The following is an 18,312-nucleotide window of genomic DNA, read 5'->3' as shown; positions in this document are numbered from 1 at the left end:
TTGAGACTGTGTACGCAGGCTTACCTGATTATAGATGTCGGTTTATAGCTGAAAACGCATCAACAAAGGGCGATAAAAGTGCTGAGTGAGCCAGCATAAGCTTTTCCAAATTATGCGTTTGTACCAAGGTAAGTGCGCAATATAAACATAGCTAAATTCAATTTCTGGCCGGGCTTTTCTGTTGCGTTTAAAAGCCGGAGCACCTGAGCTCATATTAAAGCGACGCTGGAATATCATTGCGTGGCGGATGGTATAGGCCGATATTCGACGATACAATGCGAGGCGTTGTGGCTTATTGGTATCGTAGCCAAAAATTGGGCAAGTCATATCATTATCAATTTCTACAATGCCTAACGTAGCCAGCATCTCTTCTTGATAAAACAGTCCCACTAACTGTACTAATTTGTTCTGGCTCGCCTGTTTTAAATATTGGGTTGAAAACTGTATGTTATTGAGGCTGTATTTATCAAGGTAAAGCATGTCATATAACTCTTTGGCACGCTGAAACTCTTCATCAGTGGTCAGTGGCCTAAACTGCCAATCTTTATCATTAAGCAGTTTGAAGTCTTTCGTTAAATCTCGGTTGAAGCTGAACGCTTGCCAATCATCAAGTAAATACACTTGTCGTGTTACCAAGCTTTGCCATTGCTGCTGCTCTAATCGCTGAATAAAGCGTGATTGTTGACGCTGGTTGAGGGAGCGAAGCACCAAGGGAAAGGTGGGATGTTTATCGAGTGCGACGCGACGCAGTTCATCGAGATTTAAGGATTTCCATTGTTCGTTATACATATTGGTGGACAAGCACTGATTGTTGAGCGTTTGGACTTGATCCAATCCAGCCAATGATAAGACTGGCTTAGTCATATTAATAAGTCGCTTACATACCCATCGAACAGCCATATTTTTGACTTTGTGAAGCTCTTCTTCGGCGTAGCCACTAAGCAGTGTCATAGGGGACACGGCATAACAGTTGTTTGGTATTTTTGGTGTTACGGAGTAGGGAATGGCAACGTCATCGATATAGTAGCAACCAAAGCTTGCGGTGCATTCATCAATAGGATTTGACTGCATAAGAATGATAAAGGTTTGATGCCATTCTTGAGAGGAAAGCGTCATGAGTTCAATGCCTCTCCATTCCACTCAATATCAACGGTAGAAGCGTCGCTCCACTTCGTCTTGTTCTGCCTAGCCAACCGGAGTAATTCAAACACACTCTGGATTTGGCTCCCTACCGGCAAGTTATGCTGTTGCATTACATTTACTCCAGACCACCAATCTTGCCAAGTTCGAGCCTTAAATAGGGATAATCCACCTTCCGCGATGAGTGTTATTGGACCTAAATGATGCAATCGCTGCTCGGAAGGACTGGTAAACTCCATATTAGGAAGCCGTTGGTTGCATCGAGACGAGAGTAGGTGCAAACCACTGGTGGCTCTTGGGTTACATTCAATCACGTAGAGCTCATCTTGTGATTTGATGAAGTCAAACGACACTTGCCCACGATAAGTATGACGTTTACCAAAAGCTGCGATAAATCTATCTAGTCGTTCGCACGAGATCGGCTGAAAAGCACTGGCGGCCGAGCCGTTTACACAGTATTTCGGCACATAAGCTTGGTGTGCTTTAAGGTCACCATGTTCAAAAATGGCATAGTTACACACCGGAGTCCCATGGATTTTTTGTTGCTGAACCCAAGGGTAAAGGGGCGATATCGTGGCGGCAGAAATAGACTGAGTCGTCACATCTCTTATGACTTGCCCGCCAAACCGAGAGTAAACGGGCTTTAGAACGGTTCTCTTATTAATTTCAATCTCACTTTTATCAGCGACCAAACGAGTTTTTGGAAGTGTGATTTCTGGCAAACCTTGAAGCTGTTCAAAGACGGTCAACTTGTTGTGCAGGGCATTGAGTAGTCCCACATTGGGCAGAAAAAAATCTACTTCTGGGCATTGTTTGGCAACATGAGCCAAGTAATACACTTCTTCACAAGTGGGTATCACCATATCAATACGCATCTGAGTAATGATTTTTAGGATCTGCTGTTGATAGTTGGGAAACGCAAATCGAGGTGAAGCGGTGGGTATATAAGACTCGATACCTCGCAAAAACGATCCCAGAGGCTTTTTTAGCGAATCGGTGAGAATTACTTCATGCCCATGATGCATACACATGGTTGCCCACTCTAGTGCAACTGGTGCTCGGGCTCCGGTGATTAAGACCCGCATATGTTCACCACACGTCGTTGTTTATTCATTGGCGTCCAAATAGGCGCAGGGCGGTAACTAAATCTGACAGGATCAAGCCGCAATTGGTCAAACAACTTTATCAAGGCTTGGTGTATAACCCGATGGTGGTGAACATCCGCTTCAATTTGAATGGCTTGTGACCCTGTTTGGGTGATTCGGTAATCCACGCGACCTTTGGCAGATAGTGTTATAGCGCGGTAGATGAGATCTGGTAACACCGTCACTGGGACGTGGTTTGCGTTTAGCGTGAGGCGATCACCACATCGTCCGGCAATCGCGCCAAGAGGTTCAAATACGCCATTATCCTGTTTATTCTCAATAATATCGTCGAGCTGATAACGAATAATGGGCTGAGTTTTACGACGAAAATCGGTGATAATTGGGCTGTAATGAGTACGTTCGGTATTCAGCCAATGTTTTTCGATGTAAACAACATCCTGATTCCAGCGCATTTGTCCATGCTGATCAGTACATGCAAGAAAACCTTCAGTACATTGATAGACTTCATGGAGTTCGCTGTCGAACCGTTGAGAAATAAAGTGACGGTCACTCTCAGTTAGGACTTCTGCACCAGAAATGATCCGCTGTGGTTGAATTGCGGGTTGACCAAATTGACCGCTGAACTGGGCGCAGAGCTGAAGAGCTTGCGCACTACCAACCAAAAGCGTGGGTTGGAACTCATCCAGCTCTTTTATCCATTCTTGGTAAGGTTTGGTTAAATCGGCATAAAAAAATGTTACAGGCCCTTTCGCGACGGATTTATACAGTGGGCTGTTGGCGCGCAAGGCTAGCGCAATTCGGTGTTTTTGCCATAGATTGGGCAACAGGCGAGCCAATATATTGCCAGCCCATAGTTGCGTTTCCTGTTTGTCAGCAAGAAACAACCCGCGCATGCCTGATGTGCCCGAGGAAAGCCCAACAGTAACATCGCCAACTTTCGAAGCGGCGAAGTTGCGTGACTGTTCTGCGTCGAGTGCTTGTTGCATTAGCTGTTCAGCATCTAAGCCTTTAGTATTCAACTCCGAGAGGTTCTCCATCATGGTTTGCTTATTCATGATAGGGAAATCACTAAGTGCTGCACCTTGAAGTGAGCGGTAATACGGTGAATGACAGCATACCCAATCCAGGTGCTGCGTTAAATGTTGTTGCTGCCACGCTTCGACTTGTTCCCTTGAACCGAAAGGGCGGTAGCGGGTTCGCCAGAATTCTGAGATAAGCGTTATCACTTCATCCACCCTTCTTTGATTAGCTGCTGGATAGTTTCCTGACAATGTGAAGGCACGAAGCGAACAAAGTGGTGGGTTTGTTGGTAGCAACTTCTCAACTCGGAGAGGGTGTTTTTATAGGCCTTTGTGTCATCGCAAAGCATGTTCGCCAGCCAATGCTGATCAATATTTTCACTCAAGCTCTCGATTAACCAGCATGCATCGGCGAGTAAGAATAGCCAACCTTGGTCTCTTTTAACCAGCAAGCCCACTTGGCCAGCTGCATGGCCTGGCAAGCTAACCATATAAATAAATCCATCGTCGAACATGTCTTTACAGAGCAAATTAACACCTTGGCACTGAGGAAGAATTTGGCTGATTGGTACAGAAAAATCACTATGAATGAATAAGTTAGATTCAAGTTGTGGAGGAAGTAGAGCTTTTAGGTATCCTTTTCTTACGCCTCCAATTCGACCACTTTTAGTAATTGCATCCACCCCTTTTTGTTGGCAATGCAATTGAGAGTGGGAAAACTCAGACACGGCAGCAATGTGATCAGCATGGAAGTGGGAGAGTACTAAGTGTTCAATATCATGAGGTTTGAGACTTTCTTTTGCTAACTGCGCAACAATTCCGTGTTCTTTTTTATAGCGACAAGGTGTTGTCCAAGCATAAAAACGTTCAGGGAAGGGGCGAGTCGCGCTAAAAAAATGCTCGTGATATCCCGTGTCAAACAGGATGTTGCCTTGTGTTGGGTGCTGAATTAACGCAACGGCTGCCGGAAATGCTCTAGGCTTGATACCAGAACCTGGTTTGACAACAAAGCCTGGGTGTACGCAGTGTCCAGCCTCAAAGATTTTTATTTTTAGACCAGTTTGCATACTGCTGTATTCCTTCTTGAATTGAAAAAAGCGGTTGGTAATTCAGTGTTTGTTTAGCCTTGCTGATATCCAGAGTTTGATGATAGTTAAACAATCCTGCGCTGTATGAGGTGAGCCTTGGTTCTGGCTGATGTGGTAAGTGCCTTCGTATTTGCTCACTGAGCTTTAATAATGGTGATACCACACCGTATGGTAATGATTGTAACGTTACTTTTAGGTTTAACCCCTCACATAAAGCTTGCAGAACAGTCTCAATTGGCATTGGTTCGTTGTTGGAAATGTTGAACACATCACCATGCTGAAGTCGGTCTGCCTGAGTGCAAGCGAGCATCGCTGCATGGGCAACGTTGTCGACATAGGTCAGATCAACCACAGGATTTCTACCCGATGGCAGAAGCAGAGTGTTGTTTTTTATCGCCTTAAGCACTCTTGGGATAATCGCGCGATCATTGGGTCCAAAAATGCCACGCGGTCTTAAAATGATCGCTTTACTTCGACCTTTTACGGCTTCAATTTCTGATAGATATTTTGTGTGTGCGTAATCATTACACCAGTATGAAGCTATGGCGTCGGTTTCTCTAATATTCCAACGGTCTTGATGGTCAAAGTAGACGCTGGTGGACGAAATATGGATAAAACGCGAGATTTGATGCGTATTAGCCGCATTGACGAGGTTTTTGGTGGCATCTACATTGGCTTGATAAAACGCCTGCCACTTTCCCCATGGGCTTGAGAGAGCGGCACAATGGATGATTGCATCCATACCTTGGCATACCGCATGAACTGCTGAGTGGTCTCTTAAATCGACTATATGTGGGATAACATCGAATTGCTCGGCGAGTTGTTTAGCGATGACTGTGTTTCGTGCTGTAAAATGCAGTTCATGCTGCTGGTGAAACATTCTCAGAATTGCGCTACCCAACATCCCGCTGCCACCAGTGACCAATATCTTCATAGTTTTAGCACTCCCATCCCTAGTGACAACCCTGCGGCGGTGCCAGCTAATAACACATGTTTTCCTGCGGTTTCTGGCTGATTACGCAGCCAGTGTAAGTTAATTGGGAGTGAGGCGGCGACTTGGTTTCCCAAAGTCGAAAAGTGATTAACGGTTTTCTCTGTTGGTAGCCCGGTGAGTGAAGGCAGTTTTTTTAATCCATGCGCGCTGGCTTGATGAGGAAGAAAATAATCAATATCGCTGAGTGTTACCGGAGAGGCGTCAAACCCTTTTTTTAGAAACGCTGGTAAGGCTTTACGCACATGTTTAAAGAGTGCTTTGCCCTCCATTTCAAACTGGCAACTTTTTAAATAGGCTTGATGCTCGGAGGTATGCGGGTTGATATGACTACCTCCGCCCTTAATTTGACAAAATGAATACCCGGTATGATGCGTTTCAAAGTGACTGGTGAGCAATCCATCATCGTCGTGTTCTTCGAGCAAAAATGCGGCGGCACCGTCCGCGAATAAGGTTGCAACTTCTGGTTTGAGCGTAAAATTTCGATTCAGTGTGATGCCAGTGGCGAGTTCGCTGGTGACAATAAGAATCCGACGGTACCGTTTTGCTAAGAATAGACTCTGAGCAAGATCAAGCGCAGAGAGAAAGGATAAACAGGTGCTGTTCAAATCAAAGCTTTCTAGCCATGTTGGAGCGTCTAACGCGGCGAGAACCGCTGAGGCGTCGTAGGGTAGAGACTGGTGGTGTGTGCCGCTAGCGTAGATAAGAAGATCAACGGAGCTTAAGGTATGTGTGTTTCCTAAACACTGCTCTATTGCCTGCATTGCCATGTAAATAGCGGTCTCTTTTGTATTGGCTACATGACGATATTCAACGTCGAATTTATTTCGGCAGGTCCCTGGCGCTAATTTTAGGAAGCGATCCATCTCTCGATCAGACCATTGATTCGTTGGCAGGTAGCTTCCACTGGAAACGATGTTAAAGCCCATTATTCTCTATACACTTATTAAAAACGTCGTTCAAAATAAACCACGTTGCATATTGAAGCTATGGCGAGCGAGATGAAAAACAAACAGAACAAAACAAATGGGAGTAAGAGCACGCTTTGGGTGCAATGCTGAGAATGAATTTTCAGGAATGAGCCAGGCTTTGATTTGCTGGCTCAATTTGAATAGAGTGAGGGTTACTTCTTAAATTTCGCCAAAATACGATCCAAATGGTTTGCAAATTCGCGTCGATCGGTTTGAGAAAGCGCGGCGGGCCCACCAGTCTGAATTCCGCTTGAACGCATGGTTTCCATAAAGTCGCGGATATTTAGGCGAGCTTTGATGGTGTCTTTTGTATAGAGCTCACCACGAGAACTGAGGGCTTGAGCGCCTTTAGAGATAACCTCATCTGCAAGCGGAATATCTGACGTGATCACCAAATCGTTGGCTTCTACACGCTTGACGATTTCGTTGTCTGCGATGTCAAATCCCGCAGGGACTTGTAGCGAGTGGATGTTGTCTCTTTTCGGCACAGGGACAACGTGGTTAGCGACAAACGTACATTCAATCCCTGTACGCTCGGCGGCACGCACAATGGTTTCGCGAATAACTTTCGGACACGCGTCTGCATCTACCCATAACTTCATGATGATTTCTCACTGAGTTTCGCTTCTAACTCTTCAATACGAATGACTAGCATTTTTACGGTGCGTTCTAGGGCTTCAAGACGATCATTATCGGTGTGGTGCTGTGCTGCGATTTCAACCTTGGGTACGCGTTGAGCACTCTTCCAACTTTTTATTGCGGTGATTAACGCTGGCATTGGAACTGGCGTTTTCAATCGTGCTTTCACTAACGCTACGGTTGGCTCTTTTCCTTGTTGTTGCAACTGTTCCATTGCCGCTTCTAATTCTTTAGTAACGTCTTGAGTTAACATTTTTAATCCTTAACAACGATATATCTATCATCATACGTTGAGTGCGCTGATTTGGCGAATGGCATTTTGGAGAGTGTAGTGTGAGAGATCTCTTACATAGGTTGTGAGAGAAAACGATTTCGTAAGCGGAAAAAGAGAAGCTGAAGAGCTTAAGTTTCTGATAAATAATGATTTAACAACTTGTTAACCAATGTGAGAGCCAAATATTTATCTTGGATAGATTGTCTATTTTTGGAAAAGGCGTAAATTGAGAGTTGTCAGCAGGAAGCAGACATGGAACAGGAAAGCACCAAGGATTTGGTTATCGTCAGGAAGACGATTTGGTTGGTCAGGATGATTAATCAAGCATGGAGCGTAGGACATTGTAAGGATACGATCATCAATAGGATGTTGATGACTAAGGATAGACAATGGACCCCTCTAGGATTGAGGTTATGGACAGCATCAGGAAGATGCAAGGGACACCGCTCAAGGAACAAGTGACGTGTGCTAACGAGGAATGTTAGCAGTCAGGATGATAAGGACACCGCTAGGACGGCGACGTAAGGAATAAGCTGACGGAATCAGCCACTATTATGGATGATGCATGGAGCACTTTTAGTAGCCGGACTGCTGCGAGTAAGACCATGACCCCGATACTTATGTGTCGGGGTCTTTCTTATATAAAAACGATATCCAGTGTTCTCATTGAATTAAGCATCTCGATGTTACTTGGGGATATCAATATCACAAAATATATAAATTCCTAATAACACTTAATAAAAAACAACTCAGATCAATATCCTTTCCAACCAGTTGGTTTAACTTTCGGCTTCTCTACAAGGTGTTATGCCCGCAATCATTGAGCATGTTCAGCTCATCGAGTTTGTGATCTGCGGATAGATTAAGTTTGTTGTAATCAAGGAACAGATGTGGCCATAGTAACCAGAAGAATGCTTCTTCTACCCTACAATGAGTCGTTGCAACTAGAATTCGTCATGCTGAATTGCTGTGCGAAAAACCGTGCTGAATTGAATGGTCCGTATACAGTTGCGTCTGCCAAACAGATGTTTGAGAAAATACTGGATGATGAGAACATTTATAGTATGGCAGTGCTAGAGAGCACCAGTCGTGACTATATGGGGCACGTGTTCATTGCTAATCTCGATTCCGAACCTGAATTAGGGTTTATTTTTGATAAATCATATTGGGGTAAAGGGTTAGCAACAGAAGCACTAAAAGCATTTTTCCCCAAAGCGTACCGGGAGTTGGGCTTGAATAAGGTGAAAGCTAACGTGAATAGCAATCATCAAGCTTCTATGGCGGTACTGAAAAAGCTGGGATTTGTTAAAACAAAAGAAAGTAAGGATGTATATGGTCCTTACTTTGAAATGGAATTTACAAGCGATGCGGTGGTAGGTGAAAGTTCTGCGGCCTGAAACCGACCATGGTTAACTCTCCTTGGTAGCAATCGTCACCAAGAGATGAAAACTCAAATTGATACACCGTATGCCAACGCCAGACTCCGTCTGGCGTTTTTAGTTTATGGGCACCAAAGGCGATGCTGATTAATTGGAGATCCAATTGCTCACATTTACGCGTGATGGCCGCTTTTGCGAGTTCGGCTTGGCGACGCTGTTGCCAAAACAGGTAACAGAAAAAGCAGAGCCCTAAAATTGCTAAAAGATCACCAATCATTCCTGAACCTTTCTTAGCTTTTTGTTGCTTGTTGTAAGCTTACTAGCGCATTTGCTAGTTCCTCTGATGGGTTTGAATGCAGCAAAGGCAATAACACCATTCTTAACTCTGGCAGCATCACTAAATCGGCAAATAACTGATTAAATAGGGCTTGATTACCGGTTTGAGCTAAACGCAGCAAAAACTGTTCTGCTACCTTTTCATTGGCGAGTAAGTGCCAAGCGCGACCCGCCACACCAATCAATACCTCCTGATGGCTTAAACGAGGGCTATGCAATATCGCATCTAATACTGGAGAGGCGACTTCTGTTGGCGCACCAGCAAGGGCTCGGATAAGTGCTGAAAGTAGGAAGAGATCAGGTTCGCTACTTGCGATTTCTTGCTGTGCCTTTTCCGCGATACGTTCTGCTAAACGCTCTTGAAGCTCTACATGCTCAAGCGCACCTAATAGGGCATAAAGTGGCTCATTTGGTAGGTGGTTCAACGCTTTGCGTATCATTACCCCGTTTTGCTCTTTGTCCAAACGAGCGGCCATGTCGGTGATCCCTTGCAGACCTACGGTTTGCCAATTATCCCAGCCTAAACCACCTGAAAAGTAATGCTGAGTGTGCTCATAATATTGGCTGGTAGGAAGATCGAGGTTCGCGCGGACCTGGCTATGAAACACGGCCATTTTGTCTTCGGAAGGTTTGAACGTATATGGGTTATTAGACAGCTTTTGCTGTTGCTCTTCAGAGATATCACCATTGAGGCGTGTTCCCATGGCTTCCACTACGTATTTAATGAAATTGCCGATATCTGATTGCTTTAACAAACCGCGCTCGTCCAATTCAAACTTTAGAAACCAAATCCAAGGTTGCTTTTGTTCATTCCAGTACGCGATGGCAAGGTGTGCTTTACGCTGCATTGGGAATGGGTACGGTGCTTGACCTTTTTCTACATCGGCAAACTCTTTCTTAGCGATGGTTTTGATACGACGACCAAGATCGAAGATTTGATAATCACAGCGGCTGTTGTTCAACAGTTGAGTGAGGGTTTGAATGTTTTCCATTAAATACGACGTCCTAACGTTCTTTTCACAAGAAATGGTATCATTCTCGGCTAATTCAAGGTTCGAGATAGAATTAATGGTAACAAATACTCAATTGGTCGACTTACTTCACCAACTTGAAACGCAGCTTAAAGAACATAAGTTGTGGCAACACACTAGGCCTTCAGAGCAAGCCTTACAAAGCGTGGAGCCATTTGCGATTGATACATTGCATCCTCATGAGTGGTTGCAGTGGATCTTTATAGACAGAATGCACGTGCTAGTGGAAAACAACCAACCATTGCCAAGAGGGTTTTCTCTCGAGCCCTATTTTTCAGAAGCGTGGAAGCAGGAACCGCAGTTCGCAGAGCTGCTTGTTACAATCCGAACCATTGACGAACTGTGTAAGTAAACGAATGCTAGAACAAGAAATAGCGCGATCTTCAGAACCAGTTGAGCTGGAGATCGTTTATCAGGATGAATATTTTGTAGCGGTCAACAAGCCTGCCGGCATGTTAGTGCATCGCAGTTGGTTAGATAAACACGAAACTCAATTTGTCATGCAAACTTTGCGCGACCAAATTGGTCAGCATGTGTTCCCATTGCATCGTCTGGATCGTCCAACATCTGGTGTGCTCGTGTTTGCTTTGTCGAGTGAAGTCGCATCACAAGTCATGCCGATGTTTGCTGAACATAAAATGGAAAAGACATACCACGCGATAGTACGCGGTTGGATTGAGGAAGAGGGCGTCTTGGATTACGCACTCAAAGTGGAGTTAGACAAGATTGCTGATAAGTTCGCTTCACAAGAAAAAGAAGCGCAAGAAGCGGTGACGGAATATAAGCCGTTGGCTAAAGTGGAGGTTCCCTATTCGACGGGTAAATTTCCTACAACGCGTTATTGCTTAGTTGAGATGAAACCTAAAACGGGGCGTAAGCACCAACTTCGTCGTCATATGGCACATCTACGCCATCCGATCGTGGGTGATACAACGCACGGGGATGGAAAGCACAACAAGCTGTATCGCACAGAGTTTGATTCTCATCGTTTGCTACTGCATGCTTCAGAGTTACGGTTTGTCCATCCATTTACCGATCAAGAGATTGTCATGACGGCCAATCTTGATGAAACTTGGCAGCAATTGTTTACTCGATTTGAGTGGGATGAACCGATAATCGGCGCAGTTAGATCTAGATAATGATTGAGTACAAATAAAAAGGGTTAGCATCAATGCTAACCCTTTTTAATATTTAAGACTTAACGTTTTACTTTAGTTTTTCAAGATCCGCTTCGATCTCTGCGATCTTGCTCGAAACGACTTTTTCTAAATGACGAAGGTCTGAAAGAATTTTCTCTTTTACATCAACCTCAGGTTGTTTCGTTGGCTTAGTGATTTTATTCAGTTCATCAATGACTAATGTGAGGTTACGGTTGATTTCCGTTACTTCTTTATATTTGTGACTGCCACTGTCCACAAGAACATTTTTGATTTGGCGCGGGTATTTGAATTTAACGCTTTTAGCGAACAGTTCGCCTTTTTGCTTGTGGAAATAGATCTTGAGTACGTCTTTGTGTGCTTCTTGGCGTAGGGAATAACGTTCAATCTGCTTAGGGTCGTGAATACCCAAACCAGTGAGGTGGGGATACATAGGCTACCTCTATTACATCGAATTGATATTGATATAACTGTAGCAGCCTATGTATGAGCTAGATAGCTGATATTTAGCCAAAATGCTTAACTTGTGGGCAAGATCGCTCTCGCCCTGAACCGAAAAGATTGGCAGGTTTGATCTAAGCTGCGACCTCATCAGATAACTTTTCGATCAATCTCTCTCTTAGCTCATCTTGCTGTTCTTCACTTAATCTTCCCCCTGCATCACTGGTTAAAATAAACAAGTCTTCTGCTCGCTCACCAATGGTGGTGATTTTGGCACCGTGAAGGTTGATATTTAAATCAGCAAAAGTACGGCCTACTTTGGCCAACAGCCCAGGTGTGTCTAGCGCGACAAACTCCATTAAAGTGTGTTTTTTACCTTTGGTTGGTAAGAAGTCGACTTTGGTTTTCACGTTAAAGTGCTGAAGTTTGTTCGGAGTACGGCGCGTTTTAATCTTGGTTGGTCGGCCTGCCTCCAGTACATGAGTGAGGTGTTTAATCACCGCGGCGTGACGAGACTCATCGATCGCTTCGCCATGTTGATCGAGTACCATAAAGGTATCAATCACGTGCCCATCTTTGCTGGTCATGATTTGCGCGTCGTGTACATTAAAATTACGCCTATCTAACTCCGCCACGACCGTCGCAAATAAAGCAGGCTGGTCTTTCGTATATACAAACACCTCAGTGCCGCCACGAGTGGCTTTTTTACTGATCAACACCAAAGGCTTAGTCGGATCTTCCATGCGAAGTAAGTGTTCGCAGTGCCACGCGATTTGCGTATGGGTATGACGAAGGAAGTAGTCAGCTTTGAAGCGTTGCCACAATACTTCAATTTCGCGCGCTGCAAACCCCTCTTTGCGCAGCATTGCGGAGGCCATTTGTTGATTGTGGCGAATTCTCTCACGCACATCGACAGGATTCTCTAGCCCTCTGCGTAAAGCACGTTGTGTGGAGTAATACAGCTCCGCAAGTAAAGTTCGTTTCCAAGCATTCCAAAGTTCTGGGTTGGTTGCACAAATATCTGCAACTGTCAGGCATACAAGATAATCGAGAGATTCTTCGTCTCTGACTTTTTTGGCAAATTCGGTAATGACATCGGGATCATAAATGTCTCGGCGCTGTGCGGTGACAGACATTAATAGATGATGTCTTACCAACCAAGCGACAAGTTTGGCCTCGGGCTTCGATAAGCCATGCTCAATGCAGAAGTCGTACGCTTCTCCTTCACCGATAATCGAGTGATCGCCGCCACGACCTTTTCCGATGTCATGGAAAATAGCGGCAATAATCAGCAGCTCTTTCTTTTGCATCCGTGGGTAGACGTCACAGCAAATTGGGTGCTTCGCATGATTTTCTGGGTCACTAAAAGTGTTGATGTGTTTAAGTAAGCGAATACTGTGTTCATCAACTGTGTAGGCATGGAATAAGTCAAACTGCATTTGACCAACAATCTGACTCCATTGCGGTAAATAGGCCGCCATAACCCCTAATCGGTGCATGAGGCTGAATGCTTTGTGCAGAGCATTAGGGTGACGACATAACGCCATGAACTTTTCACGTGCAGCAGGAATAGTGTGCAAAAACTTGTTGAGCCGACGGCGAGCGGTGCGCAGTTGACGCAGCGTTGGTGGGCTCACCCCTTCAATAGTTGAGTCGTTAGCAATATGTAAGAACATATCCAGAATAGTTTCTGGGCGAGCTTGGAACAATGCGGGTTTCCGCGCTTCAATTAAAGAACCGCGACGTTGAAAGTCCGTATCGAGAATCTCGGCACTTTCTGTCGCCCCACCATTAATGATCGCTTGGTCAAAGAGTTTGAGTAGCATTTTATTGAGCTCTGCCACACGACGAAGCGTGCGGTAGAACTCTTTCATCATCATTTCTACGCCTCGGTTGCCTTCTCCGACGTAGCCTAGGTTTTCCGCAACTTGTGCTTGATGAGCAAAGGTCAAGCGGTTGTCATAGCGGCGAAGCTCCATGTGCAGAGCGAAACGTACTCGCCAAAGGAAGTCCTGACATTCAACCAATTCTCGGTATTCTGCGTCAGTTAAAAATCCGTATCGGCTCATTTCCAACAATGAAGTCGCACCAAAGTGACGTCGAGCGACCCAGCTTAATGTATGAATATCGCGTAGCCCGCCAGGGGTTGATTTAATGTCCGGTTCTAAGTTGTAGGTCGTGTCGTGGTAACGCGCATGGCGTTCGCGCTGCTCTTGAATTTTAGCGCGGTAAAACGTCTCACTTGGCCAGAAGGAGTCTGATAACACGACTTTCTTCAGTGCCTGAAAGGTGTCCTCGCTTCCACACAGCAGTCGCGCTTCTTGCAGGTTTGTCGCGACCGTTAGATCGGCTTTACCAATTTCAGCACATTCAGTAACGGTGCGAACAGCGTGTCCGACCTCGAGTTTTAAATCCCACAACAGCGTAATGAATTCGCTGATTTTTGCTTCTAACGCGGTTGGCAGTTTATTGTTCGACAGAATCAAAATATCGATATCGGAGAGCGGATGCAGCTCGCCTCGTCCGTAGCCACCAACGGCAACTAGGGAAATGTTGTAAATATCCTTGAAACCAAAATGTTGCCACAAACGATTGAGAAGCAGATCCATATATTCAGCTCTGGCTAAAACCAAGCTTGTTACCGGATGATGATTGAGAAACTCTTGGTTTTGATTAGAGCTAAGCTTCTCTAATTCTTGTTTGAGTTCACCGATATTGATTTGTTCATCGGAAAAGGTAAGAGGGGACTGAAGTGTCATATTTGCCATCCGTGCAAGCTAATCTAATAACAATCTAACAAATTTGCGGCAGATAAAAAATATCCCCGCCGAAGCAGGGATATAGTAAACAACGAGTGGTCGTCAGCTTTACGCGTTTTTCATTAGGCGAGGAATCGTATCGTCGCTACGAAGCGTTAGTACTTCACAACCTTCTTTTGTTACTACAATGGTATGTTCCCATTGCGCAGAGTTCTTGCCGTCGCCCGTGTAAACAGTCCAGTCATCTTGTGCATCAACAGAGCAACCAAATTTACCAGCGTTAATCATCGGCTCAATAGTAAAGCACATGCCTTCTTTTAATACGCGGCGGTCTTTGTTCTTGTAATGAACCACTTGTGGTTCTTCATGGAACTCATCGCCGATACCGTGACCACAGAAGTCTTTCACAATAGAAAACTTGTTGCGAGGATTGTTCTTGTTGTTCTCTTTGATGTACTTCTCGATAGCTGTACCGATGTCACCAACCGTTGAACCTGGCTTAACGGTGCGCATACCAACATACAGTGCTTCTTGAGCTACCATGCACAGACGTTTGTTTGCAGGCGAAACATCACCGACTAGGAACATCTTAGAAGTGTCACCATGGTACCCCTGAGGACGCACGCTCAGATCGGCATTCTCATCATTTGGAACGATTACGGTAATATCAACGTTTAAGATGTCGCCATCTTTTAGTACCGCCGGCTTCATTTGGCCGTTGCTACCGATTTCGTCTTTTTCCGCTGGAATACCGTGGCATACGATATGGTTGATTGAAGTACAGATCGACTTAGGGAAACCATGGTAATCAAGCGGAGCAGAGTATGCGCCTTTTTCTAGAGCGTACTCATGACAGATTTTGTTTAACTCTTCTGTCGTCACACCAACTTTGATGTGTGGTTCGATCATTTCTAGAATCTCTGCGGCTAGCTTGCCCGCAATGCGCATGCGTTCTATTTCTTCAGCAGTTTTAATCTTGATTGACATTGGCTTTCTCTACTTATTCCTAAGCACGTAAACGTGCGAATGGCCGCATTCTATCAGACATCGGGGCGTTAACCCAAGTTAGATAGGAATATGCATCATTCTTAATTCGATCATATGTTTAAAGTTTTGCTTATAAATAGGAGAAAGTGGCTCGGTGAAGAAATAATTTTTACTAGCCACAGTGAGCTAAAATATGGTATAAAGCGCGCCGGAATAGAGGACTGTTCTCTTCGTTTAGCAAAGTTAAGCGGCGAAGCAAGCTTCATCCGAATAACCTTTTATCTTTAAATCACACACATTCCGTCACATATTCCGGGGTGCTGAGCAGAAGCTTGGTCGGAGTTATGGGGAATGTGGAGGCCTAACCCCATAGAGGATTTTAAAATGGCAACTGTATCAATGCGCGATATGCTAAAAGCTGGTGTTCACTTCGGTCACCAGACTCGTTACTGGAACCCAAAAATGAAGCCATTCATCTTTGGCGCTCGTAACAAAGTTCATATCATCAACCTAGAAAAAACTGTACCAATGTTCAACGACGCTCTAGCTGAACTAGCTAAAGTTGGCGAGAAGAAAGGTAAGGTTCTATTCGTAGGTACTAAGCGCGCTGCATCTGAAGCTGTTAAAGAAGCTGCAATCGCAAGCAACCAGTTTTACGTAAACAACCGCTGGTTAGGCGGTATGCTTACAAACTACAAAACAGTTCGTCAGTCTATCAAGCGTCTAAAAGAACTAGAGACTCAATCTCAAGACGGTACTTTTGACAAACTAACTAAGAAAGAAGCTCTAATGCGTACTCGCGAAATGGAGAAGCTAGAGAAATCTCTTGGTGGTATCAAAGACATGGGCGGCCTACCAGACGCTCTATTCGTAATCGACGCTGATCACGAACACATTGCAATTAAAGAAGCTAACAACCTAGGTATTCCAGTATACGCTGTGGTAGATACTAACTCTAACCCAGACGGCGTTGACTACGTAATCCCAGGTAACGACGACGCGATCCGCGCTGTACAGCTATACCTGAACGCTGCTGCTTCAGCAGTATCTGAAGGTCGTAACAAAGACGTAGCTGCAGTTGCTGAAAAAGACGGTTTCGTAGAAGCTGAATAATAGCGGCTCTGTGTCACACTTGGTCTATGTGAAACCTTTGTGTAGCATAAACTAAGTTATAGTTAGCAATGGGGGCCGACAATGTTAGGCCCCTGTTTTTTACCTTATTTCGAATCAAACGAGGAAGACAGAATGGCAACTGTAACTGCTGCTCTAGTTAAAGAACTTCGCGAGCGTACTGGCGCTGGCATGATGGAATGTAAGAAAGCGCTTGTAGAAGCAAACGCTGACATCGAACTAGCAATTGAAAACATGCGTAAATCTGGCGCAGCGAAAGCAGCTAAGAAAGCTGGTAACGTTGCAGCTGAAGGCGCAATCATCATCAAAGAAGAAAACGGCGTTGCTGTTCTTCTTGAAGTTAACTGCCAAACTGACTTCGTTGCTAAAGACGGTAACTTCACTGCATTCGCAGAAGAAGTTGCAGCTGCAGCTCTAGCTTCAAAAGCTTCTGTTGAAGAACTACAAGCACAATTCGAAGACGCACGTGTAGCTCTAGTAGCTAAAATCGGTGAAAACATCACTATCCGTCGCGTAGAATACGTTCAAGGCACTGCAATCGCTTCTTACCGTCACGGTGAGAAAATCGGTGTTGTTGTTGCTGGTGAAGGCGACGCAGAAACTCTTAAGCACGTTGCAATGCACGTTGCTGCTTCTAAGCCAGAGTTCGTTAACCCAGAAGACGTACCAGCTGACGTAGTAGAAAAAGAGAAAGCGGTTCAAGTTGAAATCGCAATGAACGAAGGCAAGCCTGCTGAAATCGCTGAGAAGATGGTTGTTGGCCGCATGAAGAAATTCACTGGCGAGATCTCTCTAACAGGTCAAGCTTTCATCATGGAGCCTAAGAAAACTGTAGGCGAAATGCTGAAAGAAAAAGGCGCTTCAGTTTCTACGTTCGTTCGCCTAGAAGTAGGTGAAGGTATCGAGAAGAAAGAAGAAATGAGCTTCGCTGAAGAAGTTGCAGCAGCTCAAAAAGGTTAATCCTTAGAGACTGTATAAAGATTAGACCGTAGCCAAGGCTGCGGTCTTTTTATGAGCAGTGAACGATTAGCCGTGATGAATAGCCATAACTGAAGTTGTGTCTATTCATGACTGTTAATCAACAACTCTCTTTGGAAGGTAAACTCCATGACTACGAACCCTAAACCAGCGTATCAACGTATTCTATTAAAACTGAGTGGTGAAGCTCTTCAAGGTGAAGACGGTTTTGGTATTGATCCTGCGGTCCTTGATCGTATGGCACAAGAAGTTAAAGAACTGGTTGAACTGGGTGTTCAGGTTGGTGTAGTTATCGGTGGCGGTAACTTGTTCCGTGGTGCAGGCCTAGCTGAAGCTGGTATGAACCGCGTAGTTGGTGACCACATGGGTATGCTTGCTACAGTAATGAATGGCCTGGCGATGCGTGATGCTCTTCACCGTGCATACGTAAATGCGCGCGTTATGTCTGCAATCCCTCTAAAAGGCGTATGTGACGACTATAATTGGGCTGATGCGATCCGTGAGCTTCGCCAAGGCCGAGTTGTCATCTTCTCTGCTGGTACTGGTAACCCGTTCTTTACAACGGATTCTGCTGCTTGTTTACGTGGTATCGAAATTGAAGCGGATGTCGTACTAAAAGCGACGAAAGTTGATGGTGTATTTACTGCTGACCCTGTAGCAAACCCAGACGCAGAGCTGTATGATAAGCTATCTTATGCAGAAGTTCTGGATAAAGAGCTGAAAGTTATGGACTTGGCGGCGTTTACGCTAGCTCGTGACCACAAAATGCCAATCCGCGTATTTAATATGAACAAGCCAGGCGCACTACGTCGCGTGGTTATGGGCGAAGCAGAAGGCACGCTCATCAACGAATAAGCTTGGCTTAAGGTGCCACTCCAAAGCGTT

General features: G+C 44.9%; 19 protein-coding genes. 6 read left to right on the top strand and 13 right to left on the bottom strand.

From position 1 onward, the window contains the following. Nucleotides 1-42 precede the first annotated feature (42 nt). The 8 genes from R7E51_RS13045 to R7E51_RS13010 form a co-directional block, all read right to left on the bottom strand. A complete protein-coding gene (locus tag R7E51_RS13045) occupies nt 43-1,116 on the bottom strand; it encodes a hypothetical protein (RefSeq protein WP_005380304.1) in 1,074 nt (357 codons plus the stop codon). After that, entirely contained in the window at nt 1,113-2,225 is a 1,113-nt protein-coding gene (locus tag R7E51_RS13040) for an ATP-grasp domain-containing protein (protein ID WP_206957670.1), read from the bottom strand. The genes R7E51_RS13045 and R7E51_RS13040 overlap by 4 nt, the downstream gene beginning before the upstream one ends. After that, nucleotides 2,213-3,481: a F390 synthetase-related protein gene (locus tag R7E51_RS13035; RefSeq protein WP_439334138.1), complete on the bottom strand. Its 1,269-nt coding sequence runs from the start codon at nt 3,479-3,481 to the stop codon at nt 2,213-2,215. Before R7E51_RS13035 ends, R7E51_RS13040 begins: the two co-directional genes overlap by 13 nt. After that, nucleotides 3,469-4,332: an MBL fold metallo-hydrolase gene (locus tag R7E51_RS13030; protein ID WP_053306723.1), complete on the bottom strand. Its 864-nt coding sequence runs from the start codon at nt 4,330-4,332 to the stop codon at nt 3,469-3,471. Before R7E51_RS13030 ends, R7E51_RS13035 begins: the two co-directional genes overlap by 13 nt. Then, nucleotides 4,301-5,287, bottom strand: a complete 987-nt coding sequence (locus R7E51_RS13025) for an NAD-dependent epimerase/dehydratase family protein (RefSeq protein WP_053306722.1) — start codon at nt 5,285-5,287, stop codon at nt 4,301-4,303. The genes R7E51_RS13030 and R7E51_RS13025 overlap by 32 nt, the downstream gene beginning before the upstream one ends. Next, nucleotides 5,284-6,273 carry a ketoacyl-ACP synthase III gene (locus R7E51_RS13020; protein ID WP_196334424.1) on the bottom strand — a complete coding sequence of 330 codons (990 nt, stop codon included), beginning with the start codon at nt 6,271-6,273 and terminating at the stop codon, nt 5,284-5,286. Before R7E51_RS13020 ends, R7E51_RS13025 begins: the two co-directional genes overlap by 4 nt. 194 nt (nt 6,274-6,467) lie before the next feature. Next, nucleotides 6,468-6,917 carry a YaiI/YqxD family protein gene (locus R7E51_RS13015; protein ID WP_005380310.1) on the bottom strand — a complete coding sequence of 150 codons (450 nt, stop codon included), beginning with the start codon at nt 6,915-6,917 and terminating at the stop codon, nt 6,468-6,470. After that, the gene (locus R7E51_RS13010; RefSeq protein ID WP_053306721.1) at nt 6,914-7,207 is read right to left on the bottom strand and encodes a hypothetical protein; all 294 of its coding nucleotides are present in this window, start codon (nt 7,205-7,207) and stop codon (nt 6,914-6,916) included. Before R7E51_RS13010 ends, R7E51_RS13015 begins: the two co-directional genes overlap by 4 nt. A gap of 932 nt (nt 7,208-8,139) precedes the next feature. On the opposite strand from R7E51_RS13010, the gene R7E51_RS13005 reads away from it, so the two are divergent. Further along, entirely contained in the window at nt 8,140-8,625 is a 486-nt protein-coding gene (locus R7E51_RS13005; protein WP_080996154.1) for a GNAT family N-acetyltransferase, read from the top strand. Here R7E51_RS13005 and R7E51_RS13000 read toward each other — a convergent pair. Next, on the bottom strand, nt 8,585-8,884 hold the full coding sequence (locus R7E51_RS13000; RefSeq protein ID WP_005380315.1) for a DUF3301 domain-containing protein: 300 nt from the start codon (nt 8,882-8,884) through the stop codon (nt 8,585-8,587). The two genes, R7E51_RS13005 and R7E51_RS13000, sit on opposite strands and share 41 nt — an antisense overlap. Before the next feature lie 13 nt (nt 8,885-8,897). After that, complete coding sequence (locus R7E51_RS12995; RefSeq protein WP_017636035.1) at nt 8,898-9,935, bottom strand: DUF3549 family protein; 1,038 nt, start codon at nt 9,933-9,935, stop codon at nt 8,898-8,900. Between the two features lie 76 nt (nt 9,936-10,011). Between R7E51_RS12995 and R7E51_RS12990 the strand changes: the two genes are divergently transcribed. Further along, nucleotides 10,012-10,326, top strand: a complete 315-nt coding sequence (locus tag R7E51_RS12990; protein ID WP_005391784.1) for a YqcC family protein — start codon at nt 10,012-10,014, stop codon at nt 10,324-10,326. Between the two features lie 4 nt (nt 10,327-10,330). Continuing rightward, on the top strand, nt 10,331-11,113 hold the full coding sequence (gene truC, locus R7E51_RS12985; protein ID WP_017820755.1) for a tRNA pseudouridine(65) synthase TruC: 783 nt from the start codon (nt 10,331-10,333) through the stop codon (nt 11,111-11,113). A gap of 67 nt (nt 11,114-11,180) precedes the next feature. Here truC and R7E51_RS12980 read toward each other — a convergent pair whose 3' ends face one another. The 3 genes from R7E51_RS12980 to map all read right to left on the bottom strand — a co-directional run bounded on the left by R7E51_RS12980 (nt 11,181) and on the right by map (nt 15,318). After that, nucleotides 11,181-11,564: a DUF3461 family protein gene (locus R7E51_RS12980; RefSeq protein ID WP_005380322.1), complete on the bottom strand. Its 384-nt coding sequence runs from the start codon at nt 11,562-11,564 to the stop codon at nt 11,181-11,183. 142 nt (nt 11,565-11,706) lie between these two features. After that, nucleotides 11,707-14,331, bottom strand: coding sequence for a bifunctional uridylyltransferase/uridylyl-removing protein GlnD (glnD, locus tag R7E51_RS12975; RefSeq protein ID WP_130545984.1), 2,625 nt, complete (start codon nt 14,329-14,331; stop codon nt 11,707-11,709). 108 nt (nt 14,332-14,439) lie between these two features. After that, nucleotides 14,440-15,318, bottom strand: a complete 879-nt coding sequence (map, locus tag R7E51_RS12970; RefSeq protein WP_005380326.1) for a type I methionyl aminopeptidase — start codon at nt 15,316-15,318, stop codon at nt 14,440-14,442. 384 nt (nt 15,319-15,702) lie between these two features. Here map and rpsB point away from each other — a divergent pair, with 384 nt between their 5' ends. From rpsB to pyrH, 3 genes are all read left to right on the top strand, one after another. After that, nucleotides 15,703-16,431 carry a 30S ribosomal protein S2 gene (rpsB, locus tag R7E51_RS12965; protein WP_005380327.1) on the top strand — a complete coding sequence of 243 codons (729 nt, stop codon included), beginning with the start codon at nt 15,703-15,705 and terminating at the stop codon, nt 16,429-16,431. 132 nt (nt 16,432-16,563) lie between these two features. Continuing rightward, nucleotides 16,564-17,409, top strand: coding sequence for a translation elongation factor Ts (gene tsf, locus R7E51_RS12960; protein WP_005380328.1), 846 nt, complete (start codon nt 16,564-16,566; stop codon nt 17,407-17,409). Nucleotides 17,410-17,556: 147 nt separating this feature from the next. Beyond that, entirely contained in the window at nt 17,557-18,282 is a 726-nt protein-coding gene (gene pyrH, locus R7E51_RS12955; RefSeq protein WP_005380329.1) for a UMP kinase, read from the top strand. Nucleotides 18,283-18,312 lie beyond the last annotated feature (30 nt).

It is taken from the genome of Vibrio sp. Vb1166, from assembly GCF_033338695.1.
Taxonomy (GTDB): Bacteria; Pseudomonadota; Gammaproteobacteria; order Enterobacterales; family Vibrionaceae; genus Vibrio; species Vibrio alginolyticus.
Note: the sequence above shows the minus strand (reverse complement) of the source record. Positions and strands in the feature narration are given on the sequence as shown.